At 69.7% G+C, this 16,403-nt stretch carries 20 protein-coding genes and 1 pseudogene; 9 read left to right on the plus strand and 12 right to left on the minus strand.

Features of this window, described 5'->3' with window-relative positions; translation table 11 throughout:
* Positions 1 to 87 precede the first annotated feature (87 nt).
* Both OG928_RS05225 and OG928_RS05230 read left to right on the plus strand, forming a co-directional pair.
* Positions 88 to 1,113, plus strand: coding sequence for an alpha/beta hydrolase (locus tag OG928_RS05225; protein WP_406279933.1), 1,026 nt, complete (start codon positions 88 to 90; stop codon positions 1,111 to 1,113).
* A gap of 46 nt (positions 1,114 to 1,159) precedes the next feature.
* Entirely contained in the window at positions 1,160 to 2,254 is a 1,095-nt protein-coding gene (locus OG928_RS05230) for an alpha/beta hydrolase (protein WP_406279936.1), read from the plus strand.
* 275 nt (positions 2,255 to 2,529) lie between these two features.
* Here OG928_RS05230 and OG928_RS05235 read toward each other — a convergent pair whose 3' ends face one another.
* The 3 genes from OG928_RS05235 to OG928_RS05245 all read right to left on the minus strand — a co-directional run bounded on the left by OG928_RS05235 (position 2,530) and on the right by OG928_RS05245 (position 6,006).
* Positions 2,530 to 3,360: a PaaX family transcriptional regulator C-terminal domain-containing protein gene (locus tag OG928_RS05235; protein ID WP_406279939.1), complete on the minus strand. Its 831-nt coding sequence runs from the start codon at positions 3,358 to 3,360 to the stop codon at positions 2,530 to 2,532.
* A 37-nt stretch (positions 3,361 to 3,397) separates the two neighbouring features.
* On the minus strand, positions 3,398 to 5,050 hold the full coding sequence (locus OG928_RS05240; protein WP_406279942.1) for an AMP-binding protein: 1,653 nt from the start codon (positions 5,048 to 5,050) through the stop codon (positions 3,398 to 3,400).
* Between the two features lie 296 nt (positions 5,051 to 5,346).
* Complete coding sequence (locus tag OG928_RS05245) at positions 5,347 to 6,006, minus strand: TetR/AcrR family transcriptional regulator (protein WP_406279945.1); 660 nt, start codon at positions 6,004 to 6,006, stop codon at positions 5,347 to 5,349.
* A gap of 186 nt (positions 6,007 to 6,192) precedes the next feature.
* Between OG928_RS05245 and OG928_RS05250 the strand changes: the two genes are divergently transcribed.
* From OG928_RS05250 to OG928_RS05260, 3 genes are read left to right on the plus strand one after another with little or no spacing between them, the layout of a single operon-like run.
* On the plus strand, positions 6,193 to 7,311 hold the full coding sequence (locus OG928_RS05250; RefSeq protein WP_406279948.1) for a serine hydrolase domain-containing protein: 1,119 nt from the start codon (positions 6,193 to 6,195) through the stop codon (positions 7,309 to 7,311).
* Positions 7,221 to 7,439 (plus strand): alpha/beta hydrolase fold domain-containing protein, encoded by a 219-nt coding sequence (locus OG928_RS05255; protein WP_406279951.1) that lies wholly within the window; start codon positions 7,221 to 7,223, stop codon positions 7,437 to 7,439. Before OG928_RS05250 ends, OG928_RS05255 begins: the two co-directional genes overlap by 91 nt.
* A gap of 28 nt (positions 7,440 to 7,467) precedes the next feature.
* Positions 7,468 to 7,863 carry a cupin gene (locus OG928_RS05260; protein WP_406279954.1) on the plus strand — a complete coding sequence of 132 codons (396 nt, stop codon included), beginning with the start codon at positions 7,468 to 7,470 and terminating at the stop codon, positions 7,861 to 7,863.
* Positions 7,864 to 7,888: 25 nt separating this feature from the next.
* On the opposite strand, the gene OG928_RS05265 is transcribed toward OG928_RS05260, so the two are convergent.
* Positions 7,889 to 8,332 (minus strand): PaaI family thioesterase, encoded by a 444-nt coding sequence (locus OG928_RS05265; protein WP_406279957.1) that lies wholly within the window; start codon positions 8,330 to 8,332, stop codon positions 7,889 to 7,891.
* 142 nt (positions 8,333 to 8,474) lie between these two features.
* On the opposite strand from OG928_RS05265, the gene OG928_RS05270 reads away from it, so the two are divergent.
* Together OG928_RS05270 and OG928_RS05275 are read left to right on the plus strand one after the other, a co-directional pair.
* Positions 8,475 to 8,957 carry a hypothetical protein gene (locus OG928_RS05270; protein ID WP_406279960.1) on the plus strand — a complete coding sequence of 161 codons (483 nt, stop codon included), beginning with the start codon at positions 8,475 to 8,477 and terminating at the stop codon, positions 8,955 to 8,957.
* Between the two features lie 150 nt (positions 8,958 to 9,107).
* Positions 9,108 to 10,205 (plus strand): Gfo/Idh/MocA family protein, encoded by a 1,098-nt coding sequence (locus tag OG928_RS05275; protein ID WP_406279963.1) that lies wholly within the window; start codon positions 9,108 to 9,110, stop codon positions 10,203 to 10,205.
* Positions 10,206 to 10,271: 66 nt separating this feature from the next.
* Here OG928_RS05275 and OG928_RS05280 read toward each other — a convergent pair whose 3' ends face one another.
* The 6 genes and pseudogenes from OG928_RS05280 to OG928_RS05305 all read right to left on the minus strand — a co-directional run bounded on the left by OG928_RS05280 (position 10,272) and on the right by OG928_RS05305 (position 14,271).
* Positions 10,272 to 10,892, minus strand: coding sequence for a hypothetical protein (locus OG928_RS05280; RefSeq protein ID WP_406279966.1), 621 nt, complete (start codon positions 10,890 to 10,892; stop codon positions 10,272 to 10,274).
* 76 nt (positions 10,893 to 10,968) lie between these two features.
* Positions 10,969 to 11,661, minus strand: a complete 693-nt coding sequence (locus tag OG928_RS05285; protein WP_406279969.1) for a hypothetical protein — start codon at positions 11,659 to 11,661, stop codon at positions 10,969 to 10,971.
* Between the two features lie 59 nt (positions 11,662 to 11,720).
* Positions 11,721 to 11,987, minus strand: a pseudogene (locus OG928_RS05290) (aminoglycoside phosphotransferase family protein); the annotation flags it as partial.
* A gap of 654 nt (positions 11,988 to 12,641) precedes the next feature.
* A complete protein-coding gene (locus OG928_RS05295; protein ID WP_406279972.1) occupies positions 12,642 to 12,866 on the minus strand; it encodes a hypothetical protein in 225 nt (74 codons plus the stop codon).
* A 74-nt stretch (positions 12,867 to 12,940) separates the two neighbouring features.
* On the minus strand, positions 12,941 to 13,468 hold the full coding sequence (locus OG928_RS05300; RefSeq protein WP_406279974.1) for a hypothetical protein: 528 nt from the start codon (positions 13,466 to 13,468) through the stop codon (positions 12,941 to 12,943).
* A gap of 140 nt (positions 13,469 to 13,608) precedes the next feature.
* A complete protein-coding gene (locus tag OG928_RS05305) occupies positions 13,609 to 14,271 on the minus strand; it encodes a nitroreductase family protein (RefSeq protein ID WP_406279977.1) in 663 nt (220 codons plus the stop codon).
* Between the two features lie 151 nt (positions 14,272 to 14,422).
* On the opposite strand from OG928_RS05305, the gene OG928_RS05310 reads away from it, so the two are divergent.
* Positions 14,423 to 14,749: a nuclear transport factor 2 family protein gene (locus tag OG928_RS05310; protein ID WP_406279980.1), complete on the plus strand. Its 327-nt coding sequence runs from the start codon at positions 14,423 to 14,425 to the stop codon at positions 14,747 to 14,749.
* Between the two features lie 77 nt (positions 14,750 to 14,826).
* Here OG928_RS05310 and OG928_RS05315 read toward each other — a convergent pair whose 3' ends face one another.
* Positions 14,827 to 15,156 carry a hypothetical protein gene (locus OG928_RS05315; RefSeq protein WP_406279983.1) on the minus strand — a complete coding sequence of 110 codons (330 nt, stop codon included), beginning with the start codon at positions 15,154 to 15,156 and terminating at the stop codon, positions 14,827 to 14,829.
* 276 nt (positions 15,157 to 15,432) lie between these two features.
* Here OG928_RS05315 and OG928_RS05320 point away from each other — a divergent pair, with 276 nt between their 5' ends.
* On the plus strand, positions 15,433 to 15,696 hold the full coding sequence (locus OG928_RS05320; protein ID WP_406279985.1) for a hypothetical protein: 264 nt from the start codon (positions 15,433 to 15,435) through the stop codon (positions 15,694 to 15,696).
* A gap of 10 nt (positions 15,697 to 15,706) precedes the next feature.
* Here OG928_RS05320 and OG928_RS05325 read toward each other — a convergent pair whose 3' ends face one another.
* Positions 15,707 to 16,294 carry a hypothetical protein gene (locus tag OG928_RS05325; protein ID WP_406279988.1) on the minus strand — a complete coding sequence of 196 codons (588 nt, stop codon included), beginning with the start codon at positions 16,292 to 16,294 and terminating at the stop codon, positions 15,707 to 15,709.
* Between the last annotated feature and the right edge of the window lie 109 nt (positions 16,295 to 16,403).

The following is a 16,403-nucleotide window of genomic DNA, read 5'->3' on the forward strand; positions in this document are numbered from 1 at the left end:
TACAGAGCCGTCGAGTTACCGTTTCGACGTCCGGTTAGGGTCGTTTTTGTTGACAGCAAATCCCTGACGCCCGCCGGAGTACCTCCCTTGAATCCCCTTTCCGCACGCCGTCGTCGAACAGCGGCCCTGTTCGGCGCCGCGCTCGTCGTCGTGGCCGCGGCCGCGTGCGGCTCGTCCGGCGACTCGTCGGCCGACAAATCCGCGTCCACGGTGGGACCGACCGGAGCCGACGGCCGACCGGTCACCGCCCCGGTCAAGCCCCCGCCGCCGGCCAAGGTCCTCATGCCGACCGGCCCCACGACCAGCTTCACGACCGCCCGGACCACCCCCGCCGGGCCGATCCTGATGACCTCGTACACCGGCCCGAAGTCGGGCGTCACCGCCAAGGTGTGGGTGTGGCTGCCGCCGGAGTACCACGACCCCGCCTACGCGAAGCACGGCTTCCCCGTACTCACCCTGTACGCGGGCGGACAGAGCAACGGCTACAACACCTGGACCGACGACCAGCTGCCGATCCAGGAGATCGCCACACAGGAGGTCAAGGCCGGTCGGACCCACCCGTTCATCATGGTGATGCCGGTGCAGAACCTGGAGAAGGCCGAGAGCCGCAGCCTCGAGTGCAGCGACATCCCGGGTCAGCCGAAGATGGGCACGTGGATGTCACAGGACATCCCCGATCTGGTCAAGGCCAACTTCCGGACCCTGCGCAGCCCGGAGGGCTGGGGTCTGATGGGAGGCTCGACGGGCGCTTTCTGCAGCGTCAAGCTCGCCCTGCAGCACCCGGAGCAGTTCCGGGCCGCCGTGCCGATCGACGGCTACTTCAACCCCGACTCGCCGCTGTGGAAGGGCCACGAGGCCGAGCGCCTCGCCAACAGCCCGGACCAGCTGATCGGCGCCGGCACCGCCCGGATCGACGTACTCGCCACCGCGGGTGGCGCCAACCTCACCGAGGTCCGCCTGGTGAAGGCGTTCGTGGCCAAGGCCGCGCCGCCGGTCCGGATCGAGTACTACGAACAGCCCGGGGGCCGGCACTTGACCGCGCACTTCAAGCGGATGATCCCCGACATGCTCGGCTGGCTCGGCAAGCACCTGTCCCCGCCGACGGCCGACTGACCGTGCGCGGACCGTCTCCGACCCCGACCCATCCTGGAAGCCCAACGTGAGCCTGACCGGTACGCCCTTCTACATAACGACGATCGTGCTGGCCATAGCCGCCCTGATCGTGGCCATGGTCGCGTGGAACCACATCCCGGGTCCCAAGCCGATCAAGATCTTCGTCCGCCTCTTCATGCTCGTCACCTGCCAGGTGACGGCGATCCTGATGGTGTTCGTGATGGTCAACAACGCGAACAGCCTCTACGACACGTGGGACGACTTCCTCGGCACCGGCGGCGGCCACGTGACCGAGGCCCGCGACCCGGCGCCGCCGCCGGCGCCGGAGCAGAAGCTGCTCACCCAGTTCAAGTCCGCGCCCGACGGCAAGATGGGCGACGGCGTCCAGGAGACCACGCTCAAGGGGCCGCAGTCGGCGGTCGAGGCGGAGGTCTACGTGTGGCTGCCGCCGCAGTACAAGGACCCGGCGTACAAGGACAAGAAGTTCCCGGTCGTCGAACTGCTGCCCGGCTACCCCGGCTCGGCCAAGGCGTGGTTCGGCACGCTCAAGGTGAACGAGCAGCTGAAGTCGCTGATGAACAAGGGCGAGGTCGCACCCTTCATCCTGGTCTCGCCACGCACGAAGCTGCTCGGAGGCAACGAGGACACCGGCTGCGCCGACATCCCGGGCAAGGCCAACGCCGACACTTGGATCTCCGGCGACGTGCGCCGCATGGTGATCGACAACTTCCGCGCCGAGTCGGACGCGAAGCACTGGGCGATCGCGGGCTACTCGGCCGGCGGCCACTGCGCCATGCGAATGGCACTGCTACACCCGGACCGCTACCGCGCGGGCGTGAGCCTGTCCGGCTACAACGACCCCAAGGGCGAGCCCGACTCGGCCACCTCGAAGGACCCGGCACTGCGCGTATCGGCCAACCCGCTGACAATCCTCAAGAACGCCCCCCAGCCCCCGCACGTCTCCCTCTACCTGGCAGGCGAAAAGGGCGACGGCTTCGGCGACGCCCAGGAAATACGCCAAAACGCCAAGCCCCCGACCTCGATCACAGTCGCCCAAATCAGCGGCGGCGGCCACGGCACAGACGTATGGCGAAACATGGTCCCAGACGTATTCCGCTGGCTCACCAACGAAATGCGCTGACCCGTCCCGAGCCCAACACAAATCAAAAAGCCAATCCAATTCAGCCCGGCCGGCCCTCGAGATCAAAACAACCAAACCTCAGCCCGGCCGGCGCTTGAGGCCACCTCGGCCGAAGGCCGGGTCAATCCAGCCCGGCCGGCGCTTGAGGCCAAAGCAACCAAAAGACCAAGCCAACCCAGCCCGGCCGGCGCTTGAGGCCACCTCGGCCGAAGGCCAGGTCACATCAGCCCGGCCGGCGCTTGAGGCCAAGGCGGGCCGCAGGCCGGCCAACCCCGTCACACACCATGCACGGCCAACCCAGCCACCTGCTGCACATGCCTCTTCGCAGGCTCCACGAGCAACCCATGCAGGTCCAAGAAAACCTTCCGAGCCTCGACCGCATTCCAATCCGCAGGCAACAACTCCGCAGGCAGCCCCGGATCCAGATAAGGCAACCGCCGCCACTGGGTCAACATCGGGACGTAAGTCCGAAACGCGTCGACCGTATCGATCACCGGCCGCCGCCCAAACTCGGCCGCGATCGGACCGTACCGGTCGGTGAACAGCGCGTACTGCTCCTCGATCGCGTCGAAGTCCCACCACGAGCCGACCGCGTCACCGAGATGTGCGAAGGCCGCATCGCCGGTGAACAGGTGGACGTAGTCGGCCAGTTCGACCCGGATCAGCGTCTGCCTGGCGTCCTCCAGCAGCCGCGCGGGCGCGATCCACACGCCGGGCGAGACATTGCCGAAGCCCAACCACGTCAGTCGCGAGCGCAGTTGGTGCCGGTGCGCGCGCTCGGACTCGGGAACCGAGAAGATCGCGATCACCCAGCCGTCCTGAAGCCGCGCGGGCTCCAGGTTGCCGAAGATCCGCCGGTCGCCCTCGTCGAAGATCGGCTCCATCGGCGGGCTCAGCCGATACCCGGTGCCGTCGCGGCGTTCCTGGGTGAGCGTGCCACGCTTCTTCAGCCGCGAGATCGCCGACCGCACCGCCGGCGCGTCCACGCCGAGTTCGGCCATCAGGACGATCAGGTCGGCGATCGAGATCCAGCCGCCGAGTCCGCGTACGAACGCGCCGTAGACCGTGTTGATCAGTGAGCTGGGCCGGGCCGGGCTCTCCGCCATGATCGCCTTCCTCGCGGAGTCTGGTACGCCGGCGATCCTATCCGGGGGTGGGTCCGGGTCCCGATACCGCCGTGCCCTCGGCGGCCAACCGGCGCAGTTCGGCGCGCCGCAGCTTGCCCGTGTTCGTGCGCGGCAGCGCGTCCACGAACTCGATCAGGCGCGGGTACTTGTACGGCGCGATCGTCCGCTTGACGAAGCTCTGCAGCGCGCGGACGGTCGCGTCGTCGTGCGGGACCTCGGGGCGCAGCACGACGTACGCCTTGACCACCGTGCCGCGCCGCTCGTCGGGCGCGCCGACCACGCCGCATTCGGCGACGTCCGGGTGCGTGGTCAGGACCTGTTCGACCTCGGGGCCGGCGATGTTGTAGCCGGAGGAGACGATCATGTCGTCGCTGCGCGCCTGGTACCAGAGGTAGCCGTCGGCGTCGCGGACGTAGGTGTCGCCGGTGATGTTCCAGCCGTCGCGGACATAGCTGCGCTGGCGCTCGTCGTCGAGGTACCGGCAGCCGGTCGGCCCCTTGACCGCGAGCAGCCCGGGGGTCCCGTCCGGCGCCGGTTTGCCGTCCGGGTCGAGGACGACGGCGTGGTAGCCCGGCACCGGGAGGCCGGTCGCGCCGGGGCGGATCGCGTCGTCGGCGGCGGCGACGAACACGTGCAGCATCTCGGTCGCGCCGATCCCGTCGATGATCCGCAGGCCGATCGCGTCGTGGAAGGCCCGCCAAACGCCGACGGGCAGCGCCTCGCCGGCGGACACACAGCGCCGGACGCCCGCGAGCAGGTCGGCGAGCCCGGCGCCGAGGATCGCGCGGTAGGCGGTGGGGGCGGTGAACAGCACGGTGACGTGCCGCTCGGCGACGATCCGGGCGAGGTCCTCGGGGCTCGCCTGTTCGAGCAACAGCACGGCCGCGCCGACGCGCAGCGGGAACACCACGAGGCCGCCGAGACCGAATGTGAAGCCGAGCGGCGGGGTGCCGGTGAACAGGTCCTCGGGCACGGGACGAACGACGTGCCGCGAGAAGGTGTCGGCGATGGCGAGCACGTCGCGGTGGAAGTGCATGGTGGCCTTCGGCCGGCCGGTGGTCCCGGACGTGAAGGCGATCAGCGCGACGTCGTCGCACGCGGTGTCGACGGCGTCGAAGACCGTGCTCTTGGCCGCGCAGCGAGCGGGCAGCGTGTCCTCTCCGGGGCCGCCGTAGGTGAGTACGCGCAGGCCGGGGGTGTCGGCGGCGTCGAGTTCGGCCGTGAAGCGGTGGTCGCACAGCGCCACGGTCGGGTGGGCGATCTCGTGGATGGTGTCGAGTTCGTGCGCGCGCAGCAGCGGCATGGTGGTCACCACGACCGCGCCGGCCTTGAGCGCGCCGAACCAACTCGCGACGAGCCAGGGGTTGTTGGGGCCGCGCAGGAGCACTCGGTTGCCCGGTACCAGGCCGAGGTCGGCGGTGAGCACGTGCGCGATCTGGTTGGCGTGCGCGAGCAGGTCGCCGTAGCTCCAGGTCTCGTCGGGCGTGACCAGACACCGTCGTCGCGCCCCGTGTCGCGCGATGGTGTCGTCGAGCAGCGCCACGGCGCAGTTGAGCCGATCCGGATAGCCCAGTTCGGGCAACTCGAAGACCAACTCGGGCCACTGCTCGACCGGCGGCAGCCGATCCCGGCAGAACGTGTCGAGGTGAGCGGAGGGACGCAGCTGCATAAGCCGACACCTCATCCTGTTGCCACGATGACGACAGTCAACAATACGCGACACTCCACCCAACCAACATCCCCCAAACCGTCCAACCCAAGCCACACCCACCCCACAACCAACACGCGGCCCGGCCACCCACAAGCCGCAATCCATAACGGGGTGTAACCCGGATACGCCGGAAACCCGCCACGGGATGATCTTGAGGGGTGCAACTCGTGCGACTCCTGTCTCCCCCCAGCCGCAAAGCAGCGGTCAGCTCTTCGCGACCGCAGTCTTCTTCGGCTGACGCGGGACGGTCGGCACTAGCTCGGGCGGATTGCGGCCTCGATCTGGGCGAGGTGGGCGGCGAGGATCTCTTCGAACGCGGCGCGGCGATCCACCCCGAGGGGGCGGACATCGCGGGCGAAGTGGGCCAGGGCGGGGAAGCGTTCGGGGTCGGCGCCGAGTACCGCGACGCGGAACAGCTCCATGCCCTGTTCGTACTCTTTCGGGGTGATGGTGCTGACTCCGGCCTCGGAGGCGATCAGCGCGGCGATGAGGACCGCGAGCCGGTGGTAGCGCGCCGGGATCTCCTCGTCGGGCAGTCCCGACGCGCGCAGGGCCTGCAGCACCTCTTCCACGACCAGCCGGGAACCGGCGCCGCCTGACGCGTACCGTCCCCAGACCGCGGCGAGCTGGGGCTGCCGGCCGAACGCCTCTCTCACGCGCAGGGCCAGGGCGGTGATGCGCTGCTTCCAGTCGCCCTCGGCGCGGTAGCCGTCCATGGAGGCCAGGAGGATCCGGTCGGCGACCGCGCGCAGCAGTTCGGTCTTGCTGCGGAAGTGCCGGTAGAGACTGGAGGAATCGGTCCCCAGGGCTGCGGCGAGCTTGCGCACGCTGAACGACTCTGTGTCGCTCGTGCGCAGCAACTCCGCTGCCGCATCCAGGATTTCCTCGGTCGACCAACGCCTTCGACCTGCCATTTCGCCCCCCTCGTCGGACTCAGTCTAACCTATGCACTTGGTGTTGCACGCACCGCGTGCATAATGAGGACATGAGTGTGCCGAGCGACCCGGCAGCAGGCGGGCCGACGTGCCACGCGTGCCCTGCCACCCGGGTCGGGCGACCGATGCGGAGCCCACCCCGAGCAATGCGAAAGGACGCATGACGTGAGGAACTCACTGGATCCCGCGGCGCTGGACGCCGCCATCGAGAACGTCCACCGCGCCGGGATGCCGGGCCTGTTCGCCGAGGTGCGTGACGGCGACCAGGTCTGGCGCGGCGCCGCCGGGGTCGCCGATGTCGCCACCGGCCGCCCCGTCACCGCCGACATGCGGCACCGGGTCGGCAGCATCACCAAGACCTTCACCGCCGCCGCGGTCCTGCAACAGGTCGAGAGCGGTCAGATCGGTCTCGACACACCGATCAGCCGGTACCTTCCGAGGCTGGTTCCCAAAGAACGCGGTGACGCGATCACGGTCCGCATGCTGATCAACCACACCAGCGGCCTCGCCGAGTACCTCCCGTACGCCTACCCCTCCCTCAAGGCGTTCCCCGACCTCGCGAACACCGGACCCCAGAGCCTGGACGACCACCGGCTCACCTGGTTCGACCCGACTGAACTGATCGAGATGGGGGTCACCGCACCCGCCGTCGGCACCCCGGGCGGCACTCCGGGGTTGTACTCCAACACCAACTACCTGCTCCTCGCCAAGCTCCTGGAACAGGTGACCGGCACGACGGCCGAGCAGTACATCACCCGGAACGTCATCGAGCGCGCCGGGCTCCGGGACACCGAACTCCCCACCGGACCGTACGTCGACGGGCCGCATTCGCTGCTCTACGAGGCGTGGTTCGGCATGATCGACCCGCCGCGCGACTACAGCGTCTACAACATGTCATGGGCGATCCCGGCGGGCTCCCTGATATCGACCGTCGCGGACCTCAACCGCTTCTACGGCATGCTGCTGGCCGGGGAGATCGTCAGCCCGTCGTCGCTGGCGCAGATGCGACGCACCGTCCCGGTCGTCTCCCAAGAGGCAAAGACGATCGACTACGGCCTCGGCCTGTACCCGATGGAGGGCCCCGGGCAGGGCATCTTCTGGGGCCATGGAGGCACGGTCTGGGGCGGTGGAGCGCTGGCCATGATCCGTGCCGACGGCAAGCGGCAGATGGCGGTCGCGGTGAATATGCAGAGGTGGAACAGGCTCGACTCCTCCGGCAGGCCGCAGGCCCATCCCATCGACGACGCGCTTGCGACGCTGTACCGCGTGGCGATGTACGGCTGACCGGCCTGCCACCGGCCTACATCGCCACCGCGGAATTCGACCCGCTGCGCGACGAAGGGCATCGACTACGCACTGACGGGTCGCGGGCGACCCAGGCAGGCATCCCATGCCCACAACTCACCCGATGAAAGACCACCGCAGAAAGGACGTCCCAGCATGACTGTCACCCGGATCGAACTCTTCGGATCCTTGGTCCACCTTCACCCAGGCGGCCAGGTGCACACCGAGCAGCCCACAACGGACACCGAGCTCGAGCGGGACGGCTGGCTGCTGATGGTCGCCCATGCGGAGACCGACGCCGACGTCCACGGCGACCACTGGGAAATCCACACCGAGGCGGACGAATTCGTCTCCTGCCTCACCGGCGGAATACGTATCATCCTCCGTCCGGAACAGCCGGGAGACGACGAGGAGGAGATCGAACTGAGTGCTGGAACCGCGGCCATCGTGCCACGCGGGCGATGGCACCGCCTCGCATTGGACGCCCCCAGCGACATGATGGCCGTCACCCTGCCACGCGGCACCCGCGAGGAGAAGTGGACCGAAGCCTAGGTGTCCTGTCGCATGAGGTCGGGGGTCAGGTTCGAGCGGAGGGCTTGTCGTTGGCGGTGAGGACCGTGCCCCTCGCGATGGCGCAGATCGTTTCCGTGCCGTCGGGGGCGAGCATCGTCAAGGTGCAGTCGCATACCGCCTGGCGGCGGCCCGCGTGCACGACGTGGGCCTCGGCGCGGAGGGTGCGGCCGAGCGCGGGGCGCAGGTATTGCACGGACACGCTGCCGGTCAGCACGGCGGAGCCGATCGTGCTGCCGGCGGCGAAGGTGATCGCGTTGTCGGCGGCGTAGGCCAGCACTCCGCCGTGCAAGTAGCCGCTCTGCTGCCGGAGTTCGTCGCGCACGTCCACCTCCAGGACGGCCCGCCCGCCGCCGAACGCGGTGATCCGCGCACCGACCAGCCGGCTGAACGGCTGGGCCGCGAGGGTCGCGCGCGCGAACTCCAAGGAGTCGCCGGGGTCGTCGCTCATGGGTGCACCACCATCTGACATGGGCCATCCGCCCGGCCGTCGAGGACACGTATCCGAGGATCATCGATACCAGACTCCCCATCGCCCGCACGGGCACAGGGCACGAGGCATGGGACACAGGGCACGGGACACAATCGTGGGCATGTTCGAACTGCTGCCGGGTGTCGGGGTGGTCCTGCCGCACAACGCGGGGGTGTTGCGCTTCGGGATGAGCGAGGAGCGGGCCCAGTGGGTGCTGTCGACCATCGCGGACGTGCGCGGCTACTGGTCGTGCGGCGGGCGCGGCGTCGACGACGGACACCGGGAGCACTGGAGCTTCGGCGCGCGATTGGGGGCGTTGGACATCGACGTGACCGGCTCCGAGCACGGCTGCCGCAACATCACCTTCGCGCGCGAAGGCGGCCTGACGGTCGACCCGGTGGTGTGGCGTGACGTCGACGTGTTCGGATATCCGGCCGCCGAGGTCGAGGCCGCCCTGCCGCCGCCCGCCGAGCGCGAGGAGCTGGGCCTGTACCTGTTCCCCGGCACCCCCGGTCTCCCCAGTGCCCCCGAGGCGACCGCGCAGTCCCACATGGCCCGGGTCCGGCTGACGACCGAGGACAGGTCGGCCCGCCGGATGTACTGATCCGTCGGCGGATCCGCCGGCACATCCGACCCGCTGAAGCGTTCGTCACACCGCGACGCGATGGCGGAGTCGGACAGGTTCCCTTACCGTGAGCGCGTTTCGACCCGGCCCCACTCCCGGGTTCCGCCTCGGTACAAGGAGAGCGACGTCATGGCGCAGGACAAGCTGGGTGTGGCGATCGTCGGGACCGGCTTCGGGTGCATCACGCACCTGCCGGCCTTCCGGGACGCGGGCTTCGAGGTACGGGCCCTGGTCGGCCGGGACCCGAAGCGCACCGCCGAACGGGCCGAACGGTTCGGCGTACCGCACGCGTTCACCGACCTGGCGGCGGCACTCGCCCTGGACGGCGTGGACGCGGTGACCGTCGCCACACCGCCGCACACCCACGCGGAGATCGTGCTCGCGGCGGTCGCGGCCGGCAAGCACGTCGTGTGCGAGAAGCCGTTCGCGGGCGACGCCGACCAGGCCCGCACGATGCTCGCGGCGGCGGAACGGGCCGGCGTCGTGCACCTGCTCGGCACCGAGTTCCGCTGGCAGTCCTCGCAGGCGCTGCTCGCGCGGCTGATCGCGGCCGGCGCGATCGGCGAACCCCGGCTGGCCACTTGGCTGTTGCACATCCCGGTGCTGACCGGCCCGGACGCCGAGGTGCCCGCGTGGTGGGGCCGAGCCGAGGACGGCGGCGGCTGGCTCGGCGCGCACGCGAGCCACTGGATCGACCAGATCCGGCACACCCTCGGCGAGTTCGCGGGCGTGAGCGCGGGCCTGCCGCTGGTCGCGGACCGCCCCGGGCAGACCGCGGAGGACACCTTCAACATCCGCTTCCGCACGGTGACCGGCGTCGAGGGCACGCTACAGAGCTCCGCCGGAATCTACGGCCCACCGCTGATCACCACGCGCGTCGCCGGTACGCACGGCACCGCCTGGGTCGAGTTCGACGACGTCTGGGTCGCCGACGCGAACGGCGACCGCAGGGTCGAGACGCCCGCCGACCTGGCCAACCCCGACCCGGTCGCGCCCCCGTCCGACCTCATGCACACCGCCTACGACCTCCTCCACTCGATGGGCATCGACCGTGCCCCGTACACCAAGCTCGCCGCCACCTTCGCCGCCCTGATCCACGGCGACCCCGTCCCCGACTCCCCCCGCCACGCCACCTTCGCCGACGGTGTGGCGGGCCAGACCGTCCTGGACGCGGTCCGCGCGTCCGCGGCCTCGGGAGGCCGTTGGGTGGACTGCGCCGAGCGGTAGGGGCCAGGAGCGGGGGCACGGGGCGGGCACGGTCTCACGGGTCGACGCGCCCCCGATGCGGCCCCCTCAGCCGCGGCCCAGCGACGCGGGATGCGAGTAGTGCACCGCGGCGACCGCGTAGAGGATGCGTGGATCGGGCCAATCCTGCGTGACCGTGTACACGGCGCCCCTGTTGCCCTTGAACGCGAGTACAGGGTCGCCGTTCCGCCGCCAGGTCGTGCGTGTGGGCATCGACGTGTGCGATCCACGAAGCCGCAGGAGCGCCAAAAACGGTGAGCACAACCACCAGACCACCCAGCCCGTCCGATGCCCCTTGGCCGCGCGCAGGGCCGTACCGTCCGGCAGTTCGACCGACCACGTACTACGGCGCGGCGGCATCAGGCCACCCTGCGTACGCGTCACGCGGGCGAGCAACTCCCCCTCGTCGTCGAGTACGCGATAGCTCGCACGCTCGTCGGAGGCCGACTCGGTCTCGACGACGGCCGTCCACCCGCCCCAGCGCTCGTCCGCGTGCACCGTCATGCTCAGCGTCGCCTCGTGCCGCGATGCGTCGCCTCGCCCGGTGCGTCGGATGAAGACGAAGTCGTCGAAGCGGTCGGCGGCGTACCACTTGGTGCCGGCGTGCGGCAGACCCGCGGCGAGTCCGGCCTTCCGACCGCTCGGCTGTTCCGGCGACCACGACCTCATCGACCATTCGCCCCGCCTGGTCTGCGGAGCGTGCAGTATGAAAACCGTATTGGCGGTGCCACCCGTGGCAGTCATGTCAGGCCCGGTTGTGCTTGCTCAGGGGTGTCGGGTGGGAGTGGTGCAGTACGGCCAGGCCGTGCAGGACGCGAACGTCCGGCCAGTCGATCTCGACCTCGTACTGGTTCTCGAAGTCGTCGTCGAAGAACCAGAACACGTCCTCGCCGTTACGCCGCCAATGGGCCTGGAGCGGCATCCGGGGGAACTCGCCCCCGAACAGGATCGCCGCCAGCATGACCGCCCACAGCGGCGAGAACAGCCACCAGAAGAACCAGCCGACTGCCCCGCCCTTGACCGCGTGCAGCGGCGCGCCGCCGGGCAGTTCGACGTGCCACGAGGTCCGCCGGAAGCCGGCCACGCTGCCCCGCCTGCGGGTGACGCGGCCGAGCGGCTCACCCGCGGGACCGACCACGCGATAGATCGCGTTCCCGTCGTCCGCCGACTCGGTCTCCACGACCAGCGCCGCCGCCTCGCGTCGCGGATCGGCCCACAGGGTCAGGTGCCGCCAGTCCTTGTGCTGAGTCGCCTTGTCCCGCGGGGTGTCGTCGACGAACAGCAGGTCCTCGAACGAGCCGTGCGTGTGCGGGTCCTTCCGCGCTCCCAGGGCGGGCCCCTCCCACGTCCCGTCGGGCAACTTCTTCAAGTCGCTCGCACTGTGCCGACCCCGAACCCCGAACCGGGTGCCCTTGGGCACACCCACCGCAAACGTCATCGTCGTCTCCCCCGAAAGCGCGCCGGCCAGAATCAACAAACCGGAATGGTACGTCCCGCCTACGTCGATGCGTCGAAGTGGTCGAGCAGCCGCGCGAGGTAGTCCTCCAACCGCCCGCTCAGCACCTCGGCGGTGAGATCCGCCCGGCCCGCCTCACGCCACGGCACCGCGACCTTCTCGGCGTCCGGCGCGAAGGCGAGCGCATCGAGCAGCCGCCAGTACAGCCGCGCCGCCGGCTCGTCGGCGAGCCGCCCGCCGGCCGCGACGTACGCGTCCGCGAAGCCCATCCCGAAAGCCGGCCCGTGCAGCAGGGCAAGCGCCGTCGAGCTTTGTGGCGTTGTGGGGAGGGCCGTGTCGCGGGTGCGGCGGGACGGCGAAGCCGGGACCGCGGGTGCGGCGGACCTTCTTTTTGGGCGGCGGGGCCGCCGGCTCCCGAAGCACCACTTTTGTTCCGCTGGCGCTCCACAAAAGCGGCACTCCGCTCGCACGTCGCTGTCCCTCCGCAAGCTCCGGGCCATCGACGTCGTGAAAAGCACAGGCAGCGGCCTCCGGCCGCTCTCCTCGCTGCGCTCGTCGATCACGACCCCGACCCGATCCGTGGGCGCTGACGCGCCAGGACCGCAGCCAAACCCGGCGACCCAGGGCCGGCCCACACCGTAGAACCGCAGCCAACCCACCGAGTCCCACCCAGCCACACCGGCGGCCACCAGGCCCGACCGGACCCACCGGTCGCCTCTAAAACCGCAGCCCGAGACACATACGCAACGGGCGGAGCGGGTGGGTGCAACATCCCAACCCGACCAAGACGCAACCGCAGCGACCCGCACACCGCGCACCAGGCAGCCAGGCCCGACCGGACCCACCGGTCGCCTGAAGAACCGCAGCCCGAGACGCATACGCAACGGGCGGAGCGGGTGGGCGCAACCATCCCAACCCGACCAATGCGCAACCGCAGCGACCCACCCGCTGCCGCGTAGCGGTTATGCGGCGGCGATTCGGAGGCGGGTCATGAGGTGTACGCGGTCCACGCCGGAGGCCATCGCCGGGTGGGCGTGGAGTGCCTCGACGGCGTCACGGGCCTCGGCCCAGAGGCGGGCGTGCTCCTCGTCGGTCAGGTGCCCCGCGCGTCGGGCGATGGCCTCGTAGGCGGCGTCTCGGGCGCGTTGCAGTTCGATCAGGTCCGTGGGGATGTGCTGTTCGGACATGTCCACAGCTTACGAGAGAGCACGTAAACACAGGGTTAGCTCCGCATTGCGACCACCCCGACGCAGCGTCGGTTTCAGATGGCCTCATGATCGCGGCCCGACGGACCCTGCGGATGGCGCGGGATGCGGTACTCGGTCACCGGCGGCATGCAGAATATGGTCAGATCGCACGCGACGCCGACGGCCTGGGTGGGGGTGTGCCCCAGGTGCAGCGCCGCGCGGGCGTACTCCCAGCCCGAACCGATCGCGCCGTAGTCGTAGTAGAAGACGTCGAAGTCGTTGCTCGTCTCGAACAGTTTTCCGTCGAACGCGAACATGAACTCCGACTTGGGCTCGAAGCTCGACAGCTTGCGCTTGCCCCACTCGACGAACTCGGCGTAGAACTCGAGCACGTCGCGCTCCTCGGCGGACGCGGGTGTGTGGGTGTCCAGGAACAACCGCATCAGGTTGATGTCCCGCAGCATCCCGGCACCACCGAAAATCAGGTTCTCGCCGATCTTGTACAGCTTGGTGCCCTCGGTCTTGGCCTGCCCCCAGGTCACCTGGGAATCGGCGGCCACGACGATCGACTCGTCGATGATCTTTCCGGCGACGACACTCATCAACGCCCCCCGTACGTACGGCTGTTCCGGATCCGGACGTGCCGGTTCAGGATCGCAGAGGGACCCGCCCCGGCGCAGCCGCATCACCATGGCGATGCGCCGGGTGTGTCAACCTGTGACCTGCGCCGGGGGTCTCGGGTTCAGAGTCGGACCACGACGTGGTCCAACGGCTTGCGGTGGATGTCGGGGACGCGGGCGTCCTCGGCCGGATAGCCGACCGGGATGACGTACGCCGCGCGCTCCTCGGGCGGGCGATCGCACACCTCGTTGAGGAAGCGCATCGGGCTCGGGGTGTGCGTCAGCGTCGCGAGCCCCGCCTGGTGCAGGGTGGCCAGCAGGAAGCCGACGGCGATGCCGACCGATTCCTTCGTGTAGTAGGGGCGCGGCGACTCCGGCCCCTTGTGCACCTCGAACACGACGATCACGGCGGGCGCGTCCTCCAGGAACGGCTTGCGCCAATCGGTGCCGATCGGGGCGAGCGCCTCCAGCCATTCGGCGGTCGCGCGGCGTTCGTAGAACTCGCGCTCCTCGATCTCGGCGGCCTCGCGCAGGTGTCGTTTGCGCTCGGGGTCGGTCAGCACGACGAAGCGCCAGGGCTGGACGTTCGCGCCGCTGGGCGCGGTGGCGGCGGTCCGGATCGCCCAGTCGATCACGTTGTCCGGGATCGGTTGGGGCGAGAAGTCGCGGACGGTGCGGCGGCGGACCATGACGTCGTGGAAGGCTCGGCTGCGAGCTTCCGCTTCGTGGGCGGGGACGCCGTATTGCCGATGCAAAACCGTGGGGTATGTGGGTTCTTCGGCCATGGCGCACAGCACAACACGGCGCGGGGCCCGGGTGGAAGCTCTCGGATCGATTCGGGCCGAGGGGCGGACACGGGTGGCTCACTCCGCCGGCCGAGCCACCCCGATTCGTGTCGACTGATGGGGTCGCGATCTCGATGTCGGAAGGACTCCCATGCCCGCCCCTCAGCTGCCCGCCCCCATCGATCGGCTCATCACCGCCGCGAACAACGGTGACACCGAAGGGTTCCTGAACGCGTTCACCGCCGACGGGTCCGTGAACGACTGGGGTCGGGTGTTCAAGGGTCGGGAGGCGATCAAGGGGTGGAGCGACAACGAGTTCATCGGAGTGCAGGCGAGGCTCGCGGTCACCGCGGTTCGCGCGGACGGGGACGAGACCGTGGTGACCGCCACCGTCGGCGGCAACGGCTTCAACGGTCCGTCCGACTTCGCGTTCCGGGTCGTGGGCGACGCGGTGCGGGAGATGCGGATCAGCGGCTGAGGGAACGGTCGAGGGAAACGGCCGAGGCCGGAGCCCGGTCCGGGACCTGGACCGGGGCTCGCCGCGGGGTCTGCCGGTCAGTGGTTGAGCAGCGTTCGGTCCGCGTCGATGTGCGGGAACTCGGTGTGCCGGCGCTCGGCGTACCCGGAGTCGGCCCGCTGCGGTTCGGCGATCGGGCCGACCGGTACGGATTCGGTGATCCGGGTGACGCGGAACTGCCGGCCCGTACTCGCGACCGTGACCACCGACCCGGCCCACGCCTCGGTGACCCGGCGGGCCAGGTCGGTCTCGGACACGCCGGCGTGGACCAGGTCCTCGCGCAGCGCGCGGGCGGCCGACTCCCGGGTCCCCGTGTGCAGCGTCCGCCAATCGTGCCGACTCGTCTCGCGTGTCTGCGCCTCGTGCATATTCCGTTCTCTCCCTTCCCGGTCGCAGGACCGGGTTTACGTCCCTTGCCCCCTTGGACCCACCTTGCGTCAGCGATCAAAGATCGTCCAAATCCATCAGGAAAAATCAGCCTCAGGCATGAGACGGCCGGGATTGCGTACACCGCTGGAACGACCGGTCGGTCGGTAGGACACGGTGCCGGAGTACGAACGCCCCGGACCGCCGTAACGTGCGACCCGTGTGATGGTCCGGGCCGATCAGCGCTTTTCTACAGCCGGCCCCGGCCGAGCGTGTCAGTGGCGCTGCCTGTCTCGCTGGGGGACGCGGAGGTCGAATGCGGCCGCGGCTCGTATATCGAGACGCTCGGGCGGATCTACGGGGTGTCGGAGGAGCAGGCCGCCCCGGTCGCGATCCTGGGCACGCCGGAGCGCGCGGCGGAGCAGGTGGCGGCGTACGCGGCGGCCGGCGTCGACCGGATCGTGCTGAGCTTCCCCACCGACGACTGGGAGCGGCAGTACGAACTGGGTACGCGGGTCCGGGAGTTGGTCGAGGCCGGCTGACCGGAACCGCTCAGCAGGCGGCGCCGACCGGGATGTGGACCCGGGTCTGCTCCCCGTGGGCGCGGACGATCAGCGTCACGCAGCCGGGCTTGTCGACGTAGAAGCCACCCGGGAAGGCCATCCACTTGTCGGTGGTGGAGCCCGTGGTGCAGCCCGGGATCCGGAGGAGATCGGCGAACGGTCCCGGGCTGCCCCACGCGACGGACGTGCCGTTGTCGGGATCCGGCACGACCTGGATGTCCACGACCGCGCCGTCTCGGACCGCCACGCCGCTCTTGGCGAACAGGCGGTGCGGGTATTCGGTGCCTTCGGCCCTGCTGGTTTGCAGCGTGCGGTCGGTTTCGAAGGCGACATCGCCGAGGAAGGTGGTGTACGTGCTCGACGGGCCCGGTGCCGCGTTGATCGCGTGGAGGCAGTTGACCATCAGGAGCGGTGCGGGGCCCGGATCGGCGATCTCGGTCGGCTCGGCTCCGCGAACGCGCTTGGCGGGCGTGTCGTCGTTCCCGCCGGAGCGGTCGGAGCGGTCGGAGCCACAGGCGATCGTGCTCAGCAGGAGGCAGGTCAGGGCGGCGACTGCGCGCACGCGGATTTCCGGCACCCGAACATGCTCCCAGGCGGTGATGGCGGCGGACAGTCCCGAATGAACTCGGCGACGTTGGGCAAGGTCACTCGGGTCGCGGGTAACAGGGTGTGCTGCCCTGGACGCA

Source organism: Embleya sp. NBC_00896 (genome assembly GCF_045207785.1).
Classification (GTDB): domain Bacteria; phylum Actinomycetota; class Actinomycetes; order Streptomycetales; family Streptomycetaceae; genus Embleya.

Excerpts from the sequence above, each read along its gene's own strand:
- OG928_RS05300 (WP_406279974.1), bottom strand. The coding sequence starts at position 13,468 with ATGAGTGTCGTCGCCGGAAAGATCATCGACGAGTCGATCGTCGTGGCC.
- OG928_RS05295 (WP_406279972.1), bottom strand. The coding sequence starts at position 12,866 with ATGTCCGAACAGCACATCCCCACGGACCTGATCGAACTGCAACGCGCC.
- OG928_RS05285 (WP_406279969.1), bottom strand. The coding sequence starts at position 11,661 with ATGACGTTTGCGGTGGGTGTGCCCAAGGGCACCCGGTTCGGGGTTCGG.
- OG928_RS05245 (WP_406279945.1), bottom strand. The coding sequence starts at position 6,006 with ATGGCAGGTCGAAGGCGTTGGTCGACCGAGGAAATCCTGGATGCGGCA.
- OG928_RS05310 (WP_406279980.1), top strand. The coding sequence starts at position 14,423 with ATGCCCGCCCCTCAGCTGCCCGCCCCCATCGATCGGCTCATCACCGCC.
- OG928_RS05270 (WP_406279960.1), top strand. The coding sequence starts at position 8,475 with ATGTTCGAACTGCTGCCGGGTGTCGGGGTGGTCCTGCCGCACAACGCG.
- OG928_RS05280 (WP_406279966.1), bottom strand. The coding sequence starts at position 10,892 with ATGAGGTCGTGGTCGCCGGAACAGCCGAGCGGTCGGAAGGCCGGACTC.
- OG928_RS05305 (WP_406279977.1), bottom strand. The coding sequence starts at position 14,271 with ATGGCCGAAGAACCCACATACCCCACGGTTTTGCATCGGCAATACGGC.
- OG928_RS05265 (WP_406279957.1), bottom strand. The coding sequence starts at position 8,332 with ATGAGCGACGACCCCGGCGACTCCTTGGAGTTCGCGCGCGCGACCCTC.
- OG928_RS05240 (WP_406279942.1), bottom strand. The coding sequence starts at position 5,050 with ATGCAGCTGCGTCCCTCCGCTCACCTCGACACGTTCTGCCGGGATCGG.
- OG928_RS05260 (WP_406279954.1), top strand. The coding sequence starts at position 7,468 with ATGACTGTCACCCGGATCGAACTCTTCGGATCCTTGGTCCACCTTCAC.
- OG928_RS05235 (WP_406279939.1), bottom strand. The coding sequence starts at position 3,360 with ATGGCGGAGAGCCCGGCCCGGCCCAGCTCACTGATCAACACGGTCTAC.
- OG928_RS05275 (WP_406279963.1), top strand. The coding sequence starts at position 9,108 with ATGGCGCAGGACAAGCTGGGTGTGGCGATCGTCGGGACCGGCTTCGGG.
- OG928_RS05315 (WP_406279983.1), bottom strand. The coding sequence starts at position 15,156 with ATGCACGAGGCGCAGACACGCGAGACGAGTCGGCACGATTGGCGGACG.